At 35.3% G+C, this 21,664-nt stretch carries 18 protein-coding genes; 9 read left to right on the top strand and 9 right to left on the bottom strand.

Annotated features, from left to right (window positions below; all coding sequences use genetic code 11):
• Positions 1–170 precede the first annotated feature (170 nt).
• Positions 171–1,190, top strand: a complete 1,020-nt coding sequence (locus J655_RS05820) for an AraC family transcriptional regulator (protein ID WP_032006199.1) — start codon at positions 171–173, stop codon at positions 1,188–1,190.
• A gap of 43 nt (positions 1,191–1,233) precedes the next feature.
• Here J655_RS05820 and adeT1 read toward each other — a convergent pair whose 3' ends face one another.
• Positions 1,234–2,229 carry a putative multidrug efflux protein AdeT1 gene (gene adeT1, locus J655_RS05825; RefSeq protein ID WP_032006198.1) on the bottom strand — a complete coding sequence of 332 codons (996 nt, stop codon included), beginning with the start codon at positions 2,227–2,229 and terminating at the stop codon, positions 1,234–1,236.
• A gap of 1,419 nt (positions 2,230–3,648) precedes the next feature.
• On the opposite strand from adeT1, the gene J655_RS0104165 reads away from it, so the two are divergent.
• From J655_RS0104165 to J655_RS05850, 6 genes are all read left to right on the top strand, one after another.
• The gene (locus J655_RS0104165; RefSeq protein ID WP_005069200.1) at positions 3,649–3,939 is read left to right on the top strand and encodes a hypothetical protein; all 291 of its coding nucleotides are present in this window, start codon (positions 3,649–3,651) and stop codon (positions 3,937–3,939) included.
• 479 nt (positions 3,940–4,418) lie between these two features.
• Entirely contained in the window at positions 4,419–4,952 is a 534-nt protein-coding gene (locus J655_RS05830; protein ID WP_002113678.1) for a fimbrial protein, read from the top strand.
• Positions 4,953–5,039: 87 nt separating this feature from the next.
• The gene (locus J655_RS05835) at positions 5,040–5,774 is read left to right on the top strand and encodes a molecular chaperone (RefSeq protein ID WP_002113601.1); all 735 of its coding nucleotides are present in this window, start codon (positions 5,040–5,042) and stop codon (positions 5,772–5,774) included.
• Positions 5,775–5,829: 55 nt separating this feature from the next.
• Positions 5,830–8,391, top strand: coding sequence for a fimbria/pilus outer membrane usher protein (locus J655_RS05840; protein WP_032042617.1), 2,562 nt, complete (start codon positions 5,830–5,832; stop codon positions 8,389–8,391).
• A complete protein-coding gene (locus J655_RS05845; RefSeq protein WP_032007687.1) occupies positions 8,388–9,404 on the top strand; it encodes a fimbrial protein in 1,017 nt (338 codons plus the stop codon). The genes J655_RS05840 and J655_RS05845 overlap by 4 nt, the downstream gene beginning before the upstream one ends.
• A gap of 112 nt (positions 9,405–9,516) precedes the next feature.
• On the top strand, positions 9,517–10,467 hold the full coding sequence (locus J655_RS05850) for a DUF4882 family protein (protein WP_032052123.1): 951 nt from the start codon (positions 9,517–9,519) through the stop codon (positions 10,465–10,467).
• Between the two features lie 56 nt (positions 10,468–10,523).
• Here J655_RS05850 and J655_RS05855 read toward each other — a convergent pair whose 3' ends face one another.
• Positions 10,524–11,633 carry an S-(hydroxymethyl)glutathione dehydrogenase/class III alcohol dehydrogenase gene (locus tag J655_RS05855; RefSeq protein WP_004792384.1) on the bottom strand — a complete coding sequence of 370 codons (1,110 nt, stop codon included), beginning with the start codon at positions 11,631–11,633 and terminating at the stop codon, positions 10,524–10,526.
• Between the two features lie 227 nt (positions 11,634–11,860).
• On the bottom strand, positions 11,861–13,732 hold the full coding sequence (locus J655_RS05860) for a hypothetical protein (RefSeq protein WP_032052124.1): 1,872 nt from the start codon (positions 13,730–13,732) through the stop codon (positions 11,861–11,863).
• A 183-nt stretch (positions 13,733–13,915) separates the two neighbouring features.
• Between J655_RS05860 and J655_RS05865 the strand changes: the two genes are divergently transcribed.
• Positions 13,916–15,073, top strand: a complete 1,158-nt coding sequence (locus tag J655_RS05865; protein WP_032052125.1) for a catalase family protein — start codon at positions 13,916–13,918, stop codon at positions 15,071–15,073.
• A gap of 65 nt (positions 15,074–15,138) precedes the next feature.
• Here the strand turns inward: J655_RS05865 and J655_RS05870 are convergent, their stop codons facing one another.
• The 3 genes from J655_RS05870 to J655_RS05880 form a co-directional block, all read right to left on the bottom strand.
• Positions 15,139–15,444, bottom strand: a complete 306-nt coding sequence (locus J655_RS05870) for a hypothetical protein (protein ID WP_002113703.1) — start codon at positions 15,442–15,444, stop codon at positions 15,139–15,141.
• Positions 15,445–16,276: 832 nt separating this feature from the next.
• The gene (locus J655_RS05875; RefSeq protein WP_002113876.1) at positions 16,277–16,732 is read right to left on the bottom strand and encodes a hypothetical protein; all 456 of its coding nucleotides are present in this window, start codon (positions 16,730–16,732) and stop codon (positions 16,277–16,279) included.
• Between the two features lie 188 nt (positions 16,733–16,920).
• On the bottom strand, positions 16,921–17,355 hold the full coding sequence (locus tag J655_RS05880; protein ID WP_081311937.1) for a GFA family protein: 435 nt from the start codon (positions 17,353–17,355) through the stop codon (positions 16,921–16,923).
• 200 nt (positions 17,356–17,555) lie between these two features.
• Here J655_RS05880 and J655_RS05885 point away from each other — a divergent pair, with 200 nt between their 5' ends.
• On the top strand, positions 17,556–19,145 hold the full coding sequence (locus tag J655_RS05885) for a phospholipase D family protein (RefSeq protein ID WP_081403772.1): 1,590 nt from the start codon (positions 17,556–17,558) through the stop codon (positions 19,143–19,145).
• Positions 19,146–19,162: 17 nt separating this feature from the next.
• On the opposite strand, the gene J655_RS05890 is transcribed toward J655_RS05885, so the two are convergent.
• The 3 genes from J655_RS05890 to adeR all read right to left on the bottom strand — a co-directional run bounded on the left by J655_RS05890 (position 19,163) and on the right by adeR (position 21,655).
• Entirely contained in the window at positions 19,163–19,750 is a 588-nt protein-coding gene (locus J655_RS05890) for a DNA glycosylase (protein WP_017386949.1), read from the bottom strand.
• A gap of 119 nt (positions 19,751–19,869) precedes the next feature.
• Positions 19,870–20,934 carry a two-component sensor histidine kinase AdeS gene (gene adeS, locus J655_RS05895; protein ID WP_032052128.1) on the bottom strand — a complete coding sequence of 355 codons (1,065 nt, stop codon included), beginning with the start codon at positions 20,932–20,934 and terminating at the stop codon, positions 19,870–19,872.
• The gene (adeR, locus tag J655_RS05900; protein WP_032052129.1) at positions 20,924–21,655 is read right to left on the bottom strand and encodes an efflux system response regulator transcription factor AdeR; all 732 of its coding nucleotides are present in this window, start codon (positions 21,653–21,655) and stop codon (positions 20,924–20,926) included. The genes adeS and adeR overlap by 11 nt, the downstream gene beginning before the upstream one ends.
• Positions 21,656–21,664: the final 9 nt, after the last annotated feature.

The following is a 21,664-nucleotide window of genomic DNA, read 5'->3' on the forward strand; positions in this document are numbered from 1 at the left end:
TATAACACTATCTTCTGAAAAATAATGAGATTGGGCTTGATGAAAGCTGCCATATTGCTTGACACTTTGCGCCAAAATTTGGATTGAGCAGGTGTGTTTAGTCATTTGCTTTTGCTTAAAAGCTTTAAGTACACTAGTTGATATTTAGCGCCAAATTAGAACTATACGGAATGAATGGATTGAATAAGCCGTTGTATAGAAGAAGGATTTCTGAAATCTATGTCCAGTTATTATTTGAATATCTGGAAAAACTAGGACATGACCCAGAAAAGGTACTGGGTGAACCATGGCCTAAAGCAGATTCAAATCATTTAGAAGGCGTAGATATCGATCATTGGGAAAGTCTTCTCATTATTGCCAAAGATTATTTAAATGACCCTTTCATTGGTTTACATGTAGGTCAAACCATTACAGCTCAGCATCTAGGTGTTTTAGGGTCAGTATTTCTTGCCTGCGAAAATCTGGGGGCAGTTTTAGAAAGGTTTGAACGATATCAGCGGCTTGTCTATGACGTTTATCCTGCCACTGTTCGTATTTATACTGAATATGTAGAACTTTCATGGGATACAAAAGGTGAGCAAGTCGGCCCTTTATCGGATGAAACTGGCCGTACCGTTATAGTTCAGTTTTGCCGTAGTCTCATTAGAGGAAAAGTAAAACTAAAAGAAATACATTTTATTCATGAACAGCCTGAAAATGTTAAGCCTTATGAAGAATATTTCGGCTGTCCTGTACTTTTTGAGCAACCCGTGGCACTTATGCGTTTTGATAAGGAAGTCTTAAGTCTGCCGCTTAAAAACTCCGACGCCGTCTTAGTTGCCATACTAGAAAAACATGCTGACAAGTTACTGGCAAGCCTGCCACATATTGATGAAATTACAGACCAAGTCCGTAAACAGATTGCTTACTTACTTCATCAAGGCGAACCCACTATTGAACAGCTTGCAGAGCGATTAAATTATTCACGTAGAACCTTGCAACGCCGTTTAACCGAGGCAGGTACGAATTTTCGTAAAGAATTAAATATTGTTCGTTACGAATTGGCAAAATCGTATTTAAAAGATCTAAGGCTACAAATTGTAGAAATAGCCTTACTGTTAGGTTATGCCGAGCACAGTCCATTTACACGGGCTTATAAAGAGTGGTCGGGTAAAACGCCACAACAAGCCCGTGAGGAAATGAATAACTGAGGGTAGAACCTCTTAAAATGAGATGTGCGTATGTTTTGAGTGTTTATTCATCATTTAACGCACATTCAAAATTACTTGGGTTTTCTTTACATCTTACTTTTTTCAAAAAATTCATCATTTTAGGGTCGTAAATACCTGCCTTGGTTAGCTGTATACGTGCCTCGCGCATCATTTTCATATAGTTTAATTGCTCATTTTTAGGAATATCCATCCAATATTTTGAAGGAATATCACTTTCATATTTAGCAATAATGCCAAAGGTTCTATTTAATTGGCTGGCTACCCAAGTTCGCGACTTTTGCCCAAAACCTGCTGGAAACTGATCTTTACGAATAATGAAGTTTGCTGAAATTTGAGTTAAAGGAAAACGAACAATTGCTCCTTTCTCACCTAAACCTTTGTGTAGTTCAAAAGGTTTAAATGCCACAATAGGAGCGGGCACAATATCAATTTCATGGTTATTAAACTTCGCACCAGCATTGGTGACGTCTACCGATACAGCCTGACCTCCAACATGTTGGACAAGCTTTGGTTGCGCCTCATCATATTTAAATACCCCAATTTTTTTACCGGCAGCTTTAGCGAGTGTATTGATACTTCTATCATTTACAAATAAGTATGCAGGGCCAATTGTGCCTAAACCTGCAATTTCATAAGAACCGACCACCATGTTTTTTGCGGCCATTGGTGAAGACAACAGTTTATAGGCATTAATTGCCGTTTTCATATTTGTTAATGCGCCAACTGCATCTAAAGATCCTGTATATTTATTAAACTGACGACCACGTAAACCGCTAATAATAGCGCCATCACACTTACCGACTTTTAAATCTTCAGCCGCAATGCGTTCATCTACATATGCTTTTAAAGATAGATCAGCTCCCCAGTTTTTAGCTTCAAGTGCATAGTCTTTGGCTAAAGCGAAAGCATCTCCCGATTTACCAATGGGGTCATACACACAAACGACTTGTTGTTTTGCATAAATAGTTGTTGTTAAACATGTGCTTGCAATGAGTAAAATAGTTTTAAAACGATCCATATTTAATTATCCATTATTTAAATTATAAAAATTATTTTATGAATCTTGCTTAGATTAGATATGACACTTCAATAAAAATTTTAAGTGAAAAAGTCAAAAGAGAGCTTGGGATTAGCATCTTATTTTTTTAATTGTATGGCTATGTTGTTATGAATTGAGATCTACCATTGAGCTAAATTTAAAGAACAGCTGTATACACGTACTATATCTTTTTTTTAAGCATGTAAAGAGGTTTTTAATATATTCATACATAATAATTTGAGTTTCAGTTTTTAATTTTAACAGGCTAAAAGTTTTGAGGCTTAAAAGGAGATTTAGAAAAAGAAATCTGTATAGCAGCCAGTAGTCGCAAATACATCTTGTAAGTAGCTCAGCTCACTAGGGTAAATATAAAAGTGTAATGACAACTTACAGGAAGTTGTCTAGAAAATTATTCTGGTTAAGATTAGAAATAGGGTTTAATACATAAGCATCCAATAGAACCAGCTTAGGCGTTTAGTAATTTGCTAGAACAACACATACAGTTAACCAAGCTAAGTATTCATCACAGTTAAGAATTAGTAGTGAAGCAACAACATAGAGAAGCGAAGCCTTATATATGGTAGGTTTCCAAATCTTTTATTTAACATAATATATATTATACGAACAGTTGTATAATTCAATATTGTCCCATAGCTTGGTAGCTATCCTTCATTTGTTTGTAGTGCTTATTTCTTTCTAGCTATTGCGGTACGTTTTAGCTATGTGGAATGAATTTTTATTCTAATTAAATTCAGCACTAGCATCTTCTGACGTTGCTATTGATGGATAATAAATAGGATTCATAAAATCTAATTAAATAGAAATTATGATTAGGTTTGGCTAATAATCGCTTGTTTGATTTTTATTGAGCTTTTTCTCTACCTAGAGTTCCTAGAAATTAAAACTATATTTCGCTAGACTATTTTCCTAAAATTTTTAAAGTCTATGCTAAATCTAATTCATTAGGTCTTATATGCTCAGATCCGCAATATAAAGCAAATCTAATTACAGATTGGTTGAATAATGTATATTTAGTCACATTTTTATTAAAATCTATATTTTATTTCTCGGTAATTATTTTGAAATATAAATCAAAAAATGAATTATATTTTTATTAAATATTTTAATGTATATCATTCTGTTTTAATTTGCAGTCTGTTTTTTTATTAATCATTATTTTCTAAATTTTTACAAATAACAATAACTTAATATTGTTTTGGTGGTTTTATTATTAATAAATTTTTAGAAATTATAACTATTACATTATTTAAAGTATTTAATGTGATTTATATCACGTATAAATTAATAATTTTTTATTATTTAAAGCTTAATGATTGTTTTTAAATTAAAAATAAGGTATCAAATATATATAAACTATTTTATAAATAGGTATATAAAATGAAAAATAATATATTTAAACTTCTTGTTTTGATGGTGCTTTCCTCTTCCCCACTATTTTGTTATGCAAGTAACACAATAATGATAAGAGGAAATATTGTTGAAGATACATGTTCAAGAGAACATAGCGAGATAGAATGTGTTGAGGTAAATAATTTAAATATTAAACTTGATAGTGAATATTTAAATAAAGATAGTCTTTTTAAATTAGCTCAACATACTGAGAAAATGGACACAAGCATTGAGAGCATAAGTTCTAACCACAAAGTCGTGCTTATTAATTACCATTAATATCCAAACTTATTTTTGCAGTAAGTTTGATGAAAGAGTGATTTGTCGAATTGATCGCATGTTTTGATGAATTGATTGATGAGTCACTCTTTTTTCATAAAAAATGACTATTTGTATATTTTTTCTGTATACATATGCATAATTTATTCTATATAATTGTATTCTATGAATTTAAGCTTATTTTTCACATAATTTGTTTAATTCTTTTTTATTTACATCGTGTTCTTATGTAATTTTCTTCTCTTCATAGCTTCTCTTTTTCATAAAATAAAAAAACTTTCATAAACAATGATATAGCTCATTGATGGTCGGCCTGAACTTCAAATACAAAAGGTGATTTAATTAAAATTATGAAAAAATAATGTGATCTAGTTTGCATTTTGTTTAAGAAGTGTTAAGATCGCCGCATTAATTTTCAAGATGTCAAACACTGGAAAAGTAAGGAAATAAACTTTTATCCAGACTTTTGAGAAAACACTATGAAAAAACTTGCTTTGATCGCTGCTCTTTCGGTTGTAGGGATTGCTAATGCTCAAGCTGCTGATGGTACAATTACAATTAATGGTTTAGTTACAGACAAAACTTGTGACATCGTTACCCCTGCTGGTAAAGACTTCACAGTTACTCTTCCAACTGTTTCTAAACAAACTTTAGCTGTTGCTGGGGATGTTGCTGGTCGTACTCCTTTCCAAATCAACTTAGCTAACTGTTCACAAGGTAAAGTAGCTACTTACTTCGAACCAGGCGCAACTGTTGACTTTAATACTGGTCGTTTACTTAACCAAGACGCTACTGGTGCTAAAAACGTTAACGTTCAACTTTTAGGTAGTAACAACAACTTCATCCCAGTACTTGCTGCGGGTGCAAACGGTGCTCAAGCTAACTCTCAATGGGTTGACGTAGCTGATGGCGCAGGTGCTGACCTTAACTACTACGCTGAATACTATGCAACTGGCGCTTCTACTGCTGGTAAAGTAACTACTTCTGTTCAATACACAATTATCTATCAATAATTAATTGATAGCGGGGTTTCTATGTCCGCATGGAAACCCTGTTTTGTGTAACGCTTTCCTGAATCTTTCTTGGTTGAGAACTCGAAAATGAAATTGAACAGTTATAATTTTTTGTTAGGTTTAGCTTTTGCTTCAGCAGTTATTGCACCTGCTACTCAAGCAGAAATTGTAATTCATGGCACTCGTGTAATTTACCCGTCAGATGCTAGAGAAGTTACGCTACAAGTTAGCAATAACGGTTCAAAGCCAGCACTTGTCCAAGCTTGGATTGACGAAGGTGACCCAAAAAGTACACCGGACCAATCAAAAGTTCCTTTTATGATTGCTCCTCCTATTTCTCGTGTTGAAGCAACGAAAAGTCAGACTCTTCGTATTACAGCTTTACCAAATGCTTCTCAGTTAAATCAGAAGCAAGAAACAGTTCTGTGGTTGAATATTTTAGATATTCCACCAAGACCTACTTCAAAAAGTGAAGATACGACGCCTGATAATTTCTTACAACTTGCAATTCGTTCACGTATTAAATTCTTCTATCGTCCTTCATCGATTAAAGAAGATGCGAATTTAGCATCAGATAAGCTTCAATGGATTAAATCTGGTCAAAGCTTAACGGTAAAGAATCCTACCCCTTTTCATATCACAATGACTTCTGTTTACCAAAAGGCAGGTGATAAAAAAGTTGATTTATTACCTCAGGGCCTAATGATTAAGCCTTTTTCTGAAGCGTCAGTTCAGCTTAAGAATGGCAACCTTCAAGATATGAGTTTTATTAACGTCAATGACTACGGTGGTCGCGTTGAACACCCGATAAAACTTCAGTAATCAGATTTATCTTTTTAATAAATTTAAGCACCTATATGTGTAGGCGGACTTAGCTATGCCAAAAAAAAGGCAAGAATCTTATAAATTATTAAAACGCCATATTTGTTACTACTTGGCTTCTGGTGTTGTCACAATGACAATGCCTGTATTCGTGCATGCTGAAGAAACAACTACGAGTGCTCCAGTAGAGGCTGAATTTGATTCTGCTTTTTTAATTGGGGATGCTCAAAAAGTTGATATTTCTCGTTTTAAATATGGAAACCCTGTTTTACCAGGCGAATATAACGTTGACGTATATGTAAATGGTCAATGGTTTGGTAAACGTCGTATGGTCTTTAAAGCATTAGACCCTAATAAAAATGCAGTAACCTGTTTTACAGGAACAAACCTGCTTGAGTACGGCGTTAAACAAGACGTTTTGTCTAAACACACTACCCTTCAAAAAGAAAATAATAGTTGTTATAAAATTGAAGAGTGGGTTGAAAATGCATTCTATGAGTTTGATACCTCTCGTTTACGTGTAGATATTTCTATTCCGCAAGTTGCTTTGCAAAAAAATGCGCAAGGTTATGTCGACCCAAGCGTATGGGATCGTGGTATCAATGCTGGTTTTCTATCTTATAGTGGTAGTGCTTATAAAACATTTAATCAGTCGAATGATCAAAGTGAAACAACAAACGCATTTATGGGCGTTACAGCCGGTTTAAATATTGCTGGTTGGCAATTACGTCATAATGGCCAGTGGCAGTGGCAAGATACCCCTGCTGAAAATCAATCTAAATCAGATTATCAAGAAACAAGTACATACTTACAAAGAGCTTTCCCTAAATACCGTGGTGTTTTAACGCTTGGTGATAGTTTTACCAACGGCGAAGTATTTGACTCTATTGGTTATCGTGGTATCGATTTCTCAAGTGATGACCGAATGCTACCAAATAGTATGTTAGGTTACGCCCCGCGTATTCGTGGTAACGCAAAAACCAATGCAAAAGTTGAAGTTCGTCAACAAGGCCAACTTATCTATCAAACAACTGTTGCACCAGGTAATTTTGAGATTAATGACCTTTACCCTACTGGTTTTGGTGGGGAAATTGAAGTTTCTATTATTGAAGCAAATGGTCAAGTACAAAAATTTTCGGTTCCATATGCTTCAGTTGTACAAATGTTGCGTCCAGGTGTAAACCGTTATTCTTTAACTGTAGGTCAGTTCCGAGATCAAGATATTGACCTTAATCCTTGGGTAGTTCAGGGTAAATACCAACAAGGTATTAACAACTACCTAACAGGTTATACAGGCATACAAGCTACAGAAAATTATGCTGCTGTATTGTTAGGTGCTGCTTTTGCTACACCAATTGGTGCTGTTGCGTTAGATGTGACCCACTCTGAAGCCGACTTTGAAAAACAGTCATCACAATCAGGGCAAAGTTTCCGTTTAAGCTATAGTAAGTTAATTTCTCCGACTAACACAAACTTAACCCTTGCTGCATATCGTTACTCGACAGAAAATTTCTATAAATTACGTGATGCTCTACTTATTCGCGATTTAGAAGAAAAAGGAGTAAACACTTATGCGGCTTCGGGCCACCAGCGTAGTGAATTCCAAATTACTTTAAACCAAGGACTTCCTGAAGGTTGGGGTAACTTCTATGTCGTGGGTTCGTGGGTTGACTATTGGAACCGTAGCGAAAGTACTAAACAGTACCAAATTGGTTATAGCAATAACTACCATGGTTTAACTTATGGTTTATCTGCGATTAACCGTAAGGTTGAGTACGGTTCAAATGATGCGACGCATGATACTGAATATTTAATGACGCTTTCATTCCCGATTAACTTTAAGAAGAATTCAGTCAACGTCAACGTTACTGCTTCTGAAGACAGCCGTACTGTTGGTGCAAGTGGGATGGTTGGCGATCGCTTTAGTTATGGTGCCTCTGTTTCACATCAAGACTATGCAAACCCAACGTTTAATGCTAATGGTCGTTATCGTACTAACTATGCAACTGTTGGTGGTTCTTATAGTATTGCTGACTCTTACCAACAAGCAATGGTTAGCTTAAGTGGTAGTGTGGTTGCACATTCAGATGGTATTTTATTTGGACCTGAGCAAGGCCAAACGATGGTACTTGTACATGCACCTGATGCAGCTGGAGCAAAAGTTAATAATACTGTTGGTTTAAGTGTGAATAAGGCTGGTTATGCAGTTATCCCGTATGTAACACCTTATCGCCTAAACGATATTACGCTTGACCCACAAGAGATGTCGAGCCAAGTAGAGCTTGAAGAAACAAGTCAACGTATCGCACCTTTTGCTGGTGCAATTGCGAAAGTAGATTTTACGACCAAGACGGGTTATGCAGTCTACATTAATAGTAAAACAGCTGATGGCAACAGTTTACCTTTTGGCGCTCAAGTCTTTAATCAAAAAGATGAAGCTGTAGGTATTGTTGCACAAGGTAGTATGATTTACTTACGTACCCCACTTGCTCAAGATCGTCTATATGTGAAATGGGGCGATGAAAGTAATGAGCGTTGTTCGGTTGAGTACAACATCAGTAATCAGTTGCAAAATAAGCAACAAAGCATGGTAATGACTGAGGCTGTCTGCAAATGAAAAGAATATTATTAACAGGTTTTTTATTTACGGCTGGCCTCGGCGTATATGGTGAAGCTAATGCTGCTTGTACTCCTGAAGCTGGATTTAAGACTCTAGACGTTCCTATGGCAGTGGGACGTGTTGTAGTTCGCCCAACTGATGAAGTTGGAAAGGTGTTAAGGAAAGCTACTTTCCCTATTTCTTCCAATGGCTCAACTTACTGGTGTGATTCATATGGAGGATATTTAGAAGCTAATCTTACACAAAATTATCCTATTAGCTCTATCGGAAATAATGTCTATTCAACAAATATTCCTGGGATTGGTATTCGTTTATACCGTGAAGCAGAAAATGCTACAAATTTCTCTGGTTATTATCCTTATAGAGCGGCCACTCAAAGAAGTAGAAGGTATACGCTAGCAACAGGGTATTTTGTAGTGGAGATTGTTAAAACTGCAACACAGACTGGCTCAGGTACCTTAGTACCTGGTCGTTATAGTGCTTATAATGCCTCTGGCTATTCAGCTGTTCCTTGGTTAACAAGTACTGTGTATGGTAATGCAATTACCATCGCCTCTTCTTCATGTGAAATCCAAGGTAACATCAATAAAGTTGTACAGCTCCCGACCGTTACAAAGGCTGGTTTCAAAGGCGTTGGCTCAACTCAAGGCGAACAAACCTTTGATATGAACATTTTATGTAATGGGGGTATCAACCCAACGGGTTACGAAGAGAAAAACCTCATTAGTTTAACTTACGACTTTACCCAAGATGGAACAAACAATCAGGTACTTGCAAATACTGCACCGACATCTGAAAAAGCAAACGGCGTAGGTGTGCAGTTACTCTGGAACTATCAAAATAAAAATCAGGTCATTAAAAAAGGTGACAAATTAGCATTAGGTACATTGTCTTCTAATCAGACAATTCAATATAACGTACCGATGACTGCCCGCTACTATCAAACAGCAGCAAATGTGACTGCTGGTAAGGTCCGTGCAATGGCTACTGTAACTATTGAATATGATTAATCATATTCAATAGTTTTTAAACCTAATAATTTCAAATATTTAAATATTAATAATAAATTTTACTTTAACACTACTTTCTAAGAATTTCATACTTAACTTAATAGGAATATTTATGAAAAAAATAGGTATAGTTGCTGTTAGTGCAATTACATTATGTTGGGCAATGTATGAGGTATCTTCTGATAATACCAATACAGTAACACCTAATCAGGCTAGCCAAAAAGTAGCATCTAAAAGCATTTCATCAACTACAAAGAATGAAAAATTAGCGCCTCAAATGCTCTTGTCCCAGACTAACTCACTTAATTCTGCCCCAGTCTGCCAATATAATTTTGATGCGACTCAAGAAGATTTTGATATATGGAATACTCAAGACCCAGATCGACCACCTATGAAAATATTTCCATTGATAAATGGTCAAAAATTTGGTTTTAAAGTAGAGCCTGTAACTGAAGATAATTACGGTTATCTTGATTATAATGCAAAAAGTAAGGCAAAAATGAATTCACCGAGTTATGAAGGTGATTTTTTATTACCGAATAAAGGTATTGTTGCTTTTGAGATGGAGCTTAAAGTACCCATCCTTTCTTCGAGCAGTTCCTCTTACTCAACCGACATTAGTTTTAATGGTGTAACTGATAATAATTATACAATTAGATCAAATTATCATTTTGATATTGGTGTTCATGATTTTGAATTTGGTGAGAACCCACCTCGTTTATATCATAGCGTATCATCGGAGGTGGGAGATTATGAACTTATCGGTAGTTACTTTAAAAACAAGAAAATGACAGATAATACAAATGAATATCAACGCTTAGGTATTTACATTAATCAGGATACGAACCAAGTCGGGTTTATTTCCAATGGCGTTGATGAAGGATATCAATTTAAATTACCTGGTGCACTACATAAAATAGCTTTCTCAATGAATGGAAATATAAATATTCTTTCAACCAATTTATTTGGACAAGAATTGTCTAATGAACTCATTACTGACCGTAATGCATTGCAGTTTAACTACCCTCAAGGTACAACAGACATGTGTGGTAATACCATTTAAGATATAAAACTATAAGTGGTAAAAAAGGGCTGAATCACAGCCCTTTTTTATTTCATTTAGAAATGAATGACTGTGCGAATTGATTTGCCTTCGTGCATTAAATCAAAAGCGGTATTAATGTCTTGTAAAGGCATGGTATGTGTTACAAAAGGTTCAAGTTGAATCTCACCTTTCATAGCATCTTCGACCATTTTAGGAAGTTGTGAGCGGCCTTTTACCCCACCAAAAGCAGTACCTAACCATTTACGGCCTGTCACTAGCTGGAATGGACGAGTCGAAATTTCTTGACCTGCACCAGCAACACCAATAATAACGGATTGTCCCCAACCACGATGTGCACACTCTAGAGCCGAACGCATAACATTGACGTTACCAATACATTCAAATGAATGATCTACGCCCCAACCTGTCATTTCTACAATCACTTGCTGAATAGGTTGGTCATAATCTTTTGGATTTAAGAAATCGGTAGCACCAAACTGTTTAGCAAGTTCAAATTTATCTGGGTTTGTATCTACGACAATAATGCGTCCTGCTTTTGCTTGACGTGCACCTTGTACAACCGCCAAACCAATACCGCCTAGACCAAATACAGCAACAGAATCACCTTCTTGTACTTTTGCTGTGTTATGCACGGCGCCAATACCAGTTGTCACACCACATCCAAGTAAACAAACTTGTTCGTGATTCGCTTCAGGATTGATTTTTGCTAATGATACCTCTGCAACTACCGTATATTCACTAAAGGTTGAACAACCCATATAGTGATAAATTGGTTCGCCGTTATATGAAAAACGTGTGGTTCCATCCGGCATTACACCTTTACCTTGAGTAGCACGTACCGCAACACATAAGTTAGTTTTTCCAGATTTACAGAATAAGCATTCTTTACATTCAGCTGTATAAAGTGGAATCACATGGTCACCAGGTTGAACGCTTGTTACGCCCTCACCCACTTCAACCACAACACCTGCGCCTTCATGACCTAAGATGGCAGGAAAAACACCTTCTGGGTCATCGCCAGATAATGTAAAAGCATCAGTATGACATACGCCTGTATGGGTAATTTTTATTAAAACTTCACCCGCTTGAGGTGGTGCAACATCAACTTCAACAATTTCTAAAGGTTTTCCTGGGGCAAAGGCGACAGCTGCACGAGATTTCATCTTTGGGTTTCCTTTAAATCATTCGGTATTTATAGTCGAGCAAAATAGATTATATATCTCTAATACAAGAGCTTAATTTTGCTTAAATTAAAATTGGCTTTCATGACAATCCATCACAGCATAGCCAGTCAGATACATCTAAGCAAGCCTACATTTAAAAAAGAAGAAAACCTCTTACTTGAAGAGGTTTCTTATCAAATCATTATCTTATAAGCAGCTTTTTTTACTTATAGGTAAATATCTGGTGGATATGGTGTGTTATCACTAATTGGAGAATAAAGCGTATTTTCAACAAAGAAGCCATTTGGAGCTTGAGTGGTATCAATCGTAATTGAATCATACATAACTTGTGGATATGCCCAGATAAATTGCTTCATTAACCCTAAAGAAACATTGTTTTTCATGTCACCAAAAATTCGTTGCCAAATGGGTGTTCGATATGGCTTGGTTTTTTCAAAACCATAGATATAAGCAATAGAGGCATCGGGAACAAAACCAGATAAATAAATGACTTTATTGGCAGGATAGCCTAACCCTTGTATAGGGATTTGGGAAACTGCCTGATGTGCCAAGTCTAAGCGAGCTTCTAGCAACCAGTCATAAGCTTCTGTCATCATGTAATCAAAATTAGGATATGAATAATGTTGGCTTGGATAGTTAATATAAGTGGCTAAAGTCTGAATTGGGGACTGAATGGAAGGAAAGAAAATGAGCGGACTAACTTTGGCACTGGAATATTTTGCTTTGATCACGCTACGAATATTTTGACAGGTTTGTCCTAATTTATTTCTAAGCCATGTTTTAAACTCATCATAAGGCGTTCCTGTTTTATTCATTGCTTCATAAATTGTACCCAAATCTGGTGCATATAATCCTGTATCTGCATTAAAAGCCAATTTTGTTGGGTAGTCATATACACAAGGTAGATTGGTGTCAGTGTTATACCACCACCAAGGTTCACCAATCTGCATATTTACATCGCATCCACCCACTACCATTGCATCTGCAAACTCAATAAAGACTTTATGTAGATATGCCAAAGCATTCTGATGACTTAAACTAAAAAAATAGCTCGGTGGTTGGTAGCCTGTTTTACCTAAATTACTGTTCCAGTCACGCTGTGCCCAATATTCATTGGCGCCCAAGGAATACATTTCAAAGCTGACCCCAAAAATGGGTTGCAAACTGGCGCTATGTAAAGCCTGGGCATATTTCTCATGCCATTTACGAGTGCATGAGTTAACGACCACCTCGCCTGTCACCAACGTATCAGGTATTTGCCATTTATTAATATCACTTTTCCATGTCATTTCTGGATAATGCGACATTCCACAATAGTGGTTAACGAAACCCTGGTATCCCAAAGCGACCATATTGTTGACTAGGCGTTGCGGGTTTAAGTCATAGTGATCATCATAGCTGGTGCAGATGCCATAATTGTGCTGTGGCACAACTACACGGCTCAAATTTAACTTTGCATTTGTTCCAGTTACAACGGAGTTAGTGAGGCGAATGTAGCCATCTTTTGGTTGACTTAAAGGTATAGCGGTTTGACCATTATAGTCACTGGTAAACCCAGAAAATGAGATTCGCTGAATATTGGTTACCGGAAAGCTATCTGTAGCAGAGAAGCCTGCTTTTACTGTATCCCAATTAATACGAATATGCGCCGTTCGCGATGAAGGATTATTTGCGTAATTAAATAGAACAATATATGCAATTTTATTTACGCCATTTTCATTGTAGTACACCGTTAAAGTGGGCGTTAAACTTGGATTGTTCAGCACTGGCATCGTGGCAGATAGTTCAATATCGAAGTCCCAAACCACCCCTGCATAGCTATATTTGGTTTGATACGCTAAAAATTTATGATCTTTAGTGTCATAAGAATCCCAAGTAATTCCTACCAAATCATTTGTCATACGTGATCTAAAAGATGCTTCAAAACCATTTCCATAGTTCGTAATTGCGAAAGACATCGTTTGCGGGCCGTCTATTCTCCAATAAATAGGGCTAAACCGATCAATAAGTGTATTCTGAGTGATTGGGCGAGGTGATGTATTAGTATTATTTTGTACATTTTGTGAGTTAGTTATCATGTCTACATTCTCTTAATGTATTAAGAAGTTTTATATTAAATAATAATTCCTATTTTATTGTTCAGATAAGTAACAATGACGTTTAAATTATTTACAGTTTATATTTATCATCAAGTTCAAAATAAAATTAAACCTGAAATCTTATTATTCTTCTAAAATATTTTTACACTGAGGAGTTAATAAATGGAAACTTTTATACAGCCTATAAATTTTAAGAGTTTGTTTTTATTTACTCCTCTTGTATTTGCATTATTAGGTTGTACTGAAACTTTATATTCCAACACAACGTCGACCACAAAGATCTCTTCGGAAAGTAACGCTTATCCAGAGATCGACACAGTATTAGGAGAAAAGTTACAGCCTAACGAAGAGTTGCTCGCTCAAAACATAGCTCAAGTCATTGAAAAGTCAATTCGGGAACAGTATACGGCTGGAAATGCTTTACGTGATGCACATCCTAAGGCGCATGGTTGTGTTCGTGCCGATTTTCATGTCTCAAAAAATATACCTAACCAGTTTGCTAAAGGAATGTTTATTCCAGATCGAAGTTATCAAGCATGGATTCGATTTTCTAATGCTTCAAATGATGCCTCTAATGCGGACATTAAAAAAGATGCACGTGGCATAGCAATAAAAATTTTAGGTGTGTCTGGACAGAAAATTTTAGAAAGTGAAAAACAAGCAACCACGCAAGATTTTATTATGATTAATCATCCGGTCTTTTTTGCGAATGATGCTAAACGATATCTTTCTTTTATGAATGATGTGAATAGCCATAATATGATCAGAAAACTTTATATTCCATTTGCATTAGGTGTTAAAGGAACTGTGAATGCACTCGGAGCACGTAACTCACAAATCACAAACCCACTCTATACGCGTTACTGGTCTATGGTTCCCTATCAATTAGGGCTAGGTAATGACCGAAAAGCGGTTAAATATTCAGTTCGTTCTTGTTCAATGCAGCCAAATAATCTACCTAAAAATCCTAGTCATGATTTCTTAAGAGAAGCTTTAAAGAATACTTTGCAAAGTACAGATGCTTGTATGGAATTTCTTATTCAACCACGAACTTCAAATCAAATGTTGGTAGAAGACTCAATGACAGAATGGGATGAAAAAGCAGCTCCTTTTTATCAAGTAGCAACTATTCATATTCCCAAGCAGAACTTTGATACACCAGAACAAAATAAGTTTTGTGAGAATCTGTCTTTTACACCGTGGCATGCCCTACCTGAGCATAAACCATTAGGTGCAGTAAACCGAATGCGTAAAGTCATTTATGAAAACATCAGCAGAGTTCGACATGATATGAATTCAGCTCCTAGACAAGAACCTTAAATACTTTATCCATTGTGGTTTGGTATAAAATTTTTTTACAGATGAGTGTTTGCAATTGTTTCTTTTTAAGGAAGATTTTTGCTTGTATCGATAGTAATTCGATCAATGAAATCTGCCAACCATAAAATAAAATCATCTTCGCTTTTATGCTTTGGAATCAAACTCATATCTAGCTTAATAGGAAGTTCATTTTTTACACTAATAACAACACCTTCGAAGTTCACAAAGTTATATAAAAACTTTAGTTCAGTGCCTGCAATAGCTTTTTTTATTTCTACAATAAGATTGTTTAAATTTCTAAAATGATTGTTTGAATAAGAACTTTTAATATTTTTATTAATTTTTTCTGCTAATAGTAAATATTTTGGCATTTCTATCTCCTTATTAATTATTTGTAAAATATAAGTATAAGTTGAAAGCTATAAAAATAAGTTTTTAATTTTTATTAAATTGTTTCTGTATTTTTAATTTTAATTGATAAGTTATGTGCAATATAACTGTTTTATTGATTTAAAATATGATTTATTTGGGATTTTATTCTGATTAAATTGGTGGGTATTCTTTAATCTCAGTTAAGGATAATTAATTAAGTTTTATATTAAATAGACTCAATATTTAAAATGTTGAGCCTATTTAATTTTTAATATTCACTTAAGACTAAAAGTAAAAATTTACATCTTAAGTCAATTTTGGGAAACTCTTGATTTTATGAATTTTCCCACATTTTCTGCATTCTTTAACTTCGTCATGAGTAATATCAAAGTCATATTCCCAGACATGAATACAGAAAAGCTGTCTAAGGTTGTGGAGCATAGACACCTCCTTATAAAAAACCAACTAATTAGTAAGTTCTTTATGAATGTAGTTCGCTTATTTTGATGAGTTCTCCTCTTTAGCTTTATCCTCCTTGTGTTTACAGCAGTAACCGAAAACAGCCCCAACACCAAAGAAAAACATAACTTTGAACATACTTATCTCCAAACGATAGTTAAGTAAATTTAAAATTAACATTGAAGGTTGTATCTGTTTTTAGGCCAATGAGACAGATTCTGTGCGTTATGCAAACTTTTGTGAAAAGTTATAACAATATATTTTTTATGAATAAGGTGGGTAAAATTAAAAAACCGCCCCAGTAGGCGGTTGCTGAATTTACAGCGAGATATAGAAGTGTAGTGGACGATCACTTCTATATTTTTTATGTACTTATTTTTCTTGGCTTATAATTTTATTAAAGGCATCAGATTTGAAATAATTAATGATCATCTCTCCATCATCTTGTGTAGAAGATGATACTTTGGGTGGTTCCTCATAATTAAACTTAAAGTCTGGAGGAATAAATTTTGAGATCGGAGGAAGCTTTGCCTCCCCTCCTGTCGTAATTCTTTCAATAAAACCCGCAAGCCAAAGTATATATTCGTCTTTATTTTTATATTTAGGCATAAGGCTCATGTCTAACTTAATGGCACACTCCTCTAAGGGCTTGGTTAGGCATTCCTCAAAATCTATAAAATTGTATTTAAGTTTAAATTTGGTGCCTTTAATTTCATTACGAATTACACCAACTAATTGATTTAAGTTTTCTGCCGAGCTTTCTGAAAATAAATTTTTGTCCTCAATCTTTTTATATACATTCTCAGCGATGATTAAATATTGTGGCATCTCTATTTTCTCCCTTTTATTATTAAGCTACTCACTCAGCCCTTTAAGGAAGTATGATAGATATCATGTTTTCTAATGTAATTGTTGTACTGCCAATTGTAATTAGTGTGTTTTTGTGAAACCTGCAAGCATAACCATCCGAAAAAATTAAATTTAATGCAAACTCAGTCTCATTTTCAAAAAATTCTTTAGTCAAACAATATGTTTAGTTCATTCAGAGTTGGAAGTTCATCGTAAGATTCATCTGCATCTACTGTGTTTACCCAATTCGTCTTTGAAACGATACAAAAATTAAGCTTTTTTAGCACAACAATATCTTTGTCTAATAAACCTAATGGAATCCATATAAAATCAGTAGTGCCTACTAAGTTAGGTACAGGTGATCCACATTGACTGCAAAATGAAGATGTGAAGCCTGTTTCTTTTTTATAGGTGCGGACAAGTTCTAAACCTGATAACCATTCAAATTTATCCTTATTTACTAATGTTGCTGCATTTGCCCCCGTTCCAGTTTGTTTGCGGCAGAGACTACAGTGGCAATGATAGACCGTGTTTATTTCGTTAGTAACTGAAAATTTGACTTCATTGCATAGACAAGAACCCATGTGACTCATCTCAAGCATCCTTAAAAAATAATATTGAATATAGCATTAGGCATAAAAGGGTTAAATTTTACTTTATATTTTTTAATGGATATGTTTTCTAAGAAGTGCCAATAAATATAAGGAATTGCTAGCGTTGAGGCTTGGCAGAATGTATTTATAACGTTTAATATGAATTTTGACATATAAATTGAATATAAAAATGCTGAGATGTGATTATCTTGGATGCGACTTTAAAAGCTTACATGATTAATCAAATCTATCAGCAGTATAGTAGTATGGCATTAAATGCTTGGGGCTTTACACATACACCTTCGTATAACGGTACATACGACCCTGATGAGAATGATATAGTGACGAATAGCTTTAATTGGTTGAATGATGAGCAAGCTACAAAAAAAACAGAACAAGGACTGACTGCTTTTGTGGCATTAGATGATGCCTTTATCAGTATCGCTTCTCGTATGTATCTGATTAGAAATGCAAAAGAAAAAATCGATTTACAATATTATATTTGGACAAATGATTTTGTTGGAAACTTAATGCTGCACGAGTTACTAACGGCGGCAGATCGTGGTGTAAAAATCCGCTTACTTATTGATGATCAAAATGGAGTAAAGCTGGATGGAGTTCTTAGAAGCCTTCTCCACCATCCCAATTTTGAAATTCGACTATTCAGTCCCTACAAGTTTAGATATTTGAGAATTTTAGACTATATTTTTCGGTTCAAGAAAGTAAACCATCGCATGCATAATAAGTTAATTATTGCGGATGGTGTGATTGCGGTAACAGGCGGTCGAAATATTAGTAGTGAATATTTTGACGCAAGTAGTAAGTTTCAGTTTACAGATCTAGATATTTTATTTTATGGACATACCGTACAACATGCACAGTCTGTCTTTAATGATTTTTGGCAAAGTGATTTAAGTCAAAATGCTACTGAGCTGGTGGGAACATGTGCTGTCCACCATTTGCAAACACTAAGGCAGCACTACCATGATTTAATTCATGAAAGTGAAAATCATACTCAAACTGAAGATAAGCTTTACGATGCTCAAAGCTATTTAAAAGAACTTTTAGAGCACTATCCAATCCAGTGGTCAAAAGCATATTTTGTTGCCGATTCACCTAAAAAAATCTTAGGACTAGCTTCTAAAGAAGAGATGCTTTATGGGCAAGTCCTAAAGATTATGGGTGAACCAAAGCAGCATATTGAATTAGCTTCTGCTTATTTTGTTCCTACCCAACAAGGCACTTACTATTTAAAACAACTCAAGGTACAAGGTGTTAAAGTCAGGGTTTTAACCAACTCTTTTGCTGCAAATGACGTAGCAATTGTGCATGCCTTTTATAGTCAATATCGAGTTGAAATGCTTAAAAGTGGTGTAGAACTATTTGAGTTTAAGCCCTTTTTAGAACGCAGACGCAGAACTTGGTATGAAGTGGTGACTGGAAGTGTGATCCCTGCTAAAGGTAAAAATAAATCGAGCTTACATGCCAAGTTTTTTGATGTAGACGGTAAAGTATTTATTGGTTCGTTTAACTTTGATCCTCGTTCGACTTACTTAAATACTGAGGTCGGTCTGGTTATTGAGTCGAGTCAATTACAAGCGCAAATTTCAGTCATGCTCGATCAGCACTTACCTCAAGTTGCTTACCAGCTTAAGTTAAATAGTGAAGGCAAAATTGTTTGGTTAGATTATCAGTCGGATGGAAAGATTGTTGAATATGAAAAAGACCCAGATACGAGCCTTTTCCAACGTACCATGATTAAAGCTGTTTCATATCTACCAGTTGAATGGATGATGTAACAGCATTTCAAGTTTATTTATAAAATGCCAATCTCTTTAAAGAATTTTTGATAAGCCTCTGCTTTCTTCTCTAGCGCTAATGGATATGCTCTAGAAGAAGATGGTAGACGATATAAATTAATATTTCGTCCAGCAAAGTAAGTCGAGGTAGACATTCCTATAAGCGGTTTTTCGGTGTGCTCTGGTAAAACTGAAATTAAAGTATCAGTCGCTTTATCGCCTGTGGTCATAATGGTCTGACATAGAGGAATCTGCTGAAGTAAAACTGCAAGATCTGTTGGTGTTACTATTTCAAGAAATTTATCTGCGGCATTCCCCTTCAACCGCTTAATTTGATAAGCGGTATCAAAGATTGCAATACCAGTTTCAATCAAGAAGTTTCGAATACGTTCTTCATTAAAATTTTTTTGGCTTTCACTTAAAAAGTAAGTTTTGTCTTGAAAAAAAATCAAACCGAAAATACGCCACATATCATTTTGGAAATTGGGATAGTAAAAATCCATCTTCCATTTATTACGTGGCGGTGGAAAACTGCCCAACATTAATAAACGGGCATTTTCAGGTAAAAATGGCTCAAGTGGATGAGTTTCTATCTCAATTATCATAAAAAATCAGTATTTACTTAAAAATTTTATAAACAAATTAACCTATTTTTTAGTTAATCACGAGTCATGAAATGCAATTTCTCTTAATTAAAGCGTTAAAGGTTGTACAAAAGCGATCATTATTGAGGAATGCTTATTCTAAAAATGCTATGTGAGTGTTGATTTAAATAATCGACTTGACCTTTATGGGCAATGACAAGGGCTTGTACAACCGAAAGACCTAACCCAGTGCCGCCTAACTCTTTATTTCTTGATTGTTCTAACCTGAAAAAAGGGTTAAATAAATCTTTACGATGCTCAGCTGAAATGCCTGGTCCTTCATCTTCTATTTCAAGAATCCAGTTAGTTTGTTCTTGTCTCGTTGAAACAATTAACTTTCCCGGATTTGCATAACGTGTAGCATTATCCAGTAAAGCAATTAAAATCTGTTCAATTCGCCGTTGATCACACTCAACTTTTGGCGCTTCAATATCGAAAATGACTTTAAGCTGAGCTTTTTCTAATTTTTCTTCAAACATGTGCACGACTTTGTGAGCAGTTTCATTAAAACAAATCGTTTCGAAGTTAAGTCTAAGCTGTTGGTTTTCAAAAAGACTCAATGTACGTAAATCTTCGACTAGGTTTGAAAGACCTTCTACTTGATTTAGTAAATTTTTAAATAAAATAGGGTCAGCTTCAAAAACACCATCAATAATCCCCTGCAACCTACCTTGCAAAATGGTGACTGGCGTTCTTAACTCATGTGCAATTGCGGCATTCCAGACATGAGCATTTTCAACTGAGGCTTCCAGTTTTTGAGCCATATCATTAAAATTATCCATGAGCTCACCAATTTCAGAAGAATGATGCGTCGGTTTTTCAACTCGTGCGCTTAAATCCCCATGACTAATTTTCTTAGCTGCATCGGCTAATAGATTAATAGGCACGATAAAGCGTTGAGCAAGCTTGATGCCTAAAATAATTGATAATGCTGTGCCAAATAGAAGCACGGCGAATAACCATATACCATCTAGATAGTGAAAAAACTCATCACTTTCTTTCAGCTTTTCGAGAGAAATAAGCCCTACTTCAATTGCAACATAGTAGGTGCCATAACCTAAAATTAGCGAACTCAGCGTAACACTTAGACTGGTAAAGCTCAGTGCAATAATCAGTTGTTTACTAATGCCCGTTTTATTTTTCATGTGGATGATCCAACCTGTAGCCTACACCGCGAACATTGATTAGCATATTTCGTAAACCTAGATCTTCTATTTTCTTTCGTAGCTTACTGACATGACTATCGACCGTACGTTCTAATGCATCTCGATCTGGTAGACACTGATTCATGAGTTCTGAACGGGTAAAGACTTTATGAGGATGAGGCAACATCAGTAATAAAATTTTGTACTCAGTTAGAGTTAAATTGAGTGTTTGTTTTTGATCGCCCGAATGGATATAAGCAGTATGAATTTCGGTATTCACCTCAATATTTTTATAAATCAGATTTCGGTTAGGAGCTTGCTGATTTTGTTGAGTACGTCTTAGTACTGCTTGTACACGTGCGACCACTTCATTTGGATTAAACGGTTTTACGACAAAGTCGTCTGCTCCAATTCTTAAAGCCATGACTTTATCAATTTCTTGATCTAAAGCCGTAAGCATAATGACTGGTGTTGCTGCTTTCTGCCGAATTTTATTCAGTACTTCCCACCCGCTCAGTTCCGGCATTTTTATATCGAGAATCACCAGATCAATAGGCTGCGCTGCGTGTATTTCAATTGCCTGCTTACCATTCATGGCCCGTACAACACGCATACCTTCACGCTTAAGATAATGTTCAATAATATCGCCAATATCATATTCATCTTCTACAACAAGAATAAGCTTATCCTGACAATTAAACGTAAAGGTTGACTCGAACATAGCAATAAG

Origin of the sequence: Acinetobacter sp. 1294243 (assembly GCF_000588015.1) — a bacterium.
Classification (GTDB): Bacteria; Pseudomonadota; Gammaproteobacteria; order Pseudomonadales; family Moraxellaceae; genus Acinetobacter; species Acinetobacter pittii.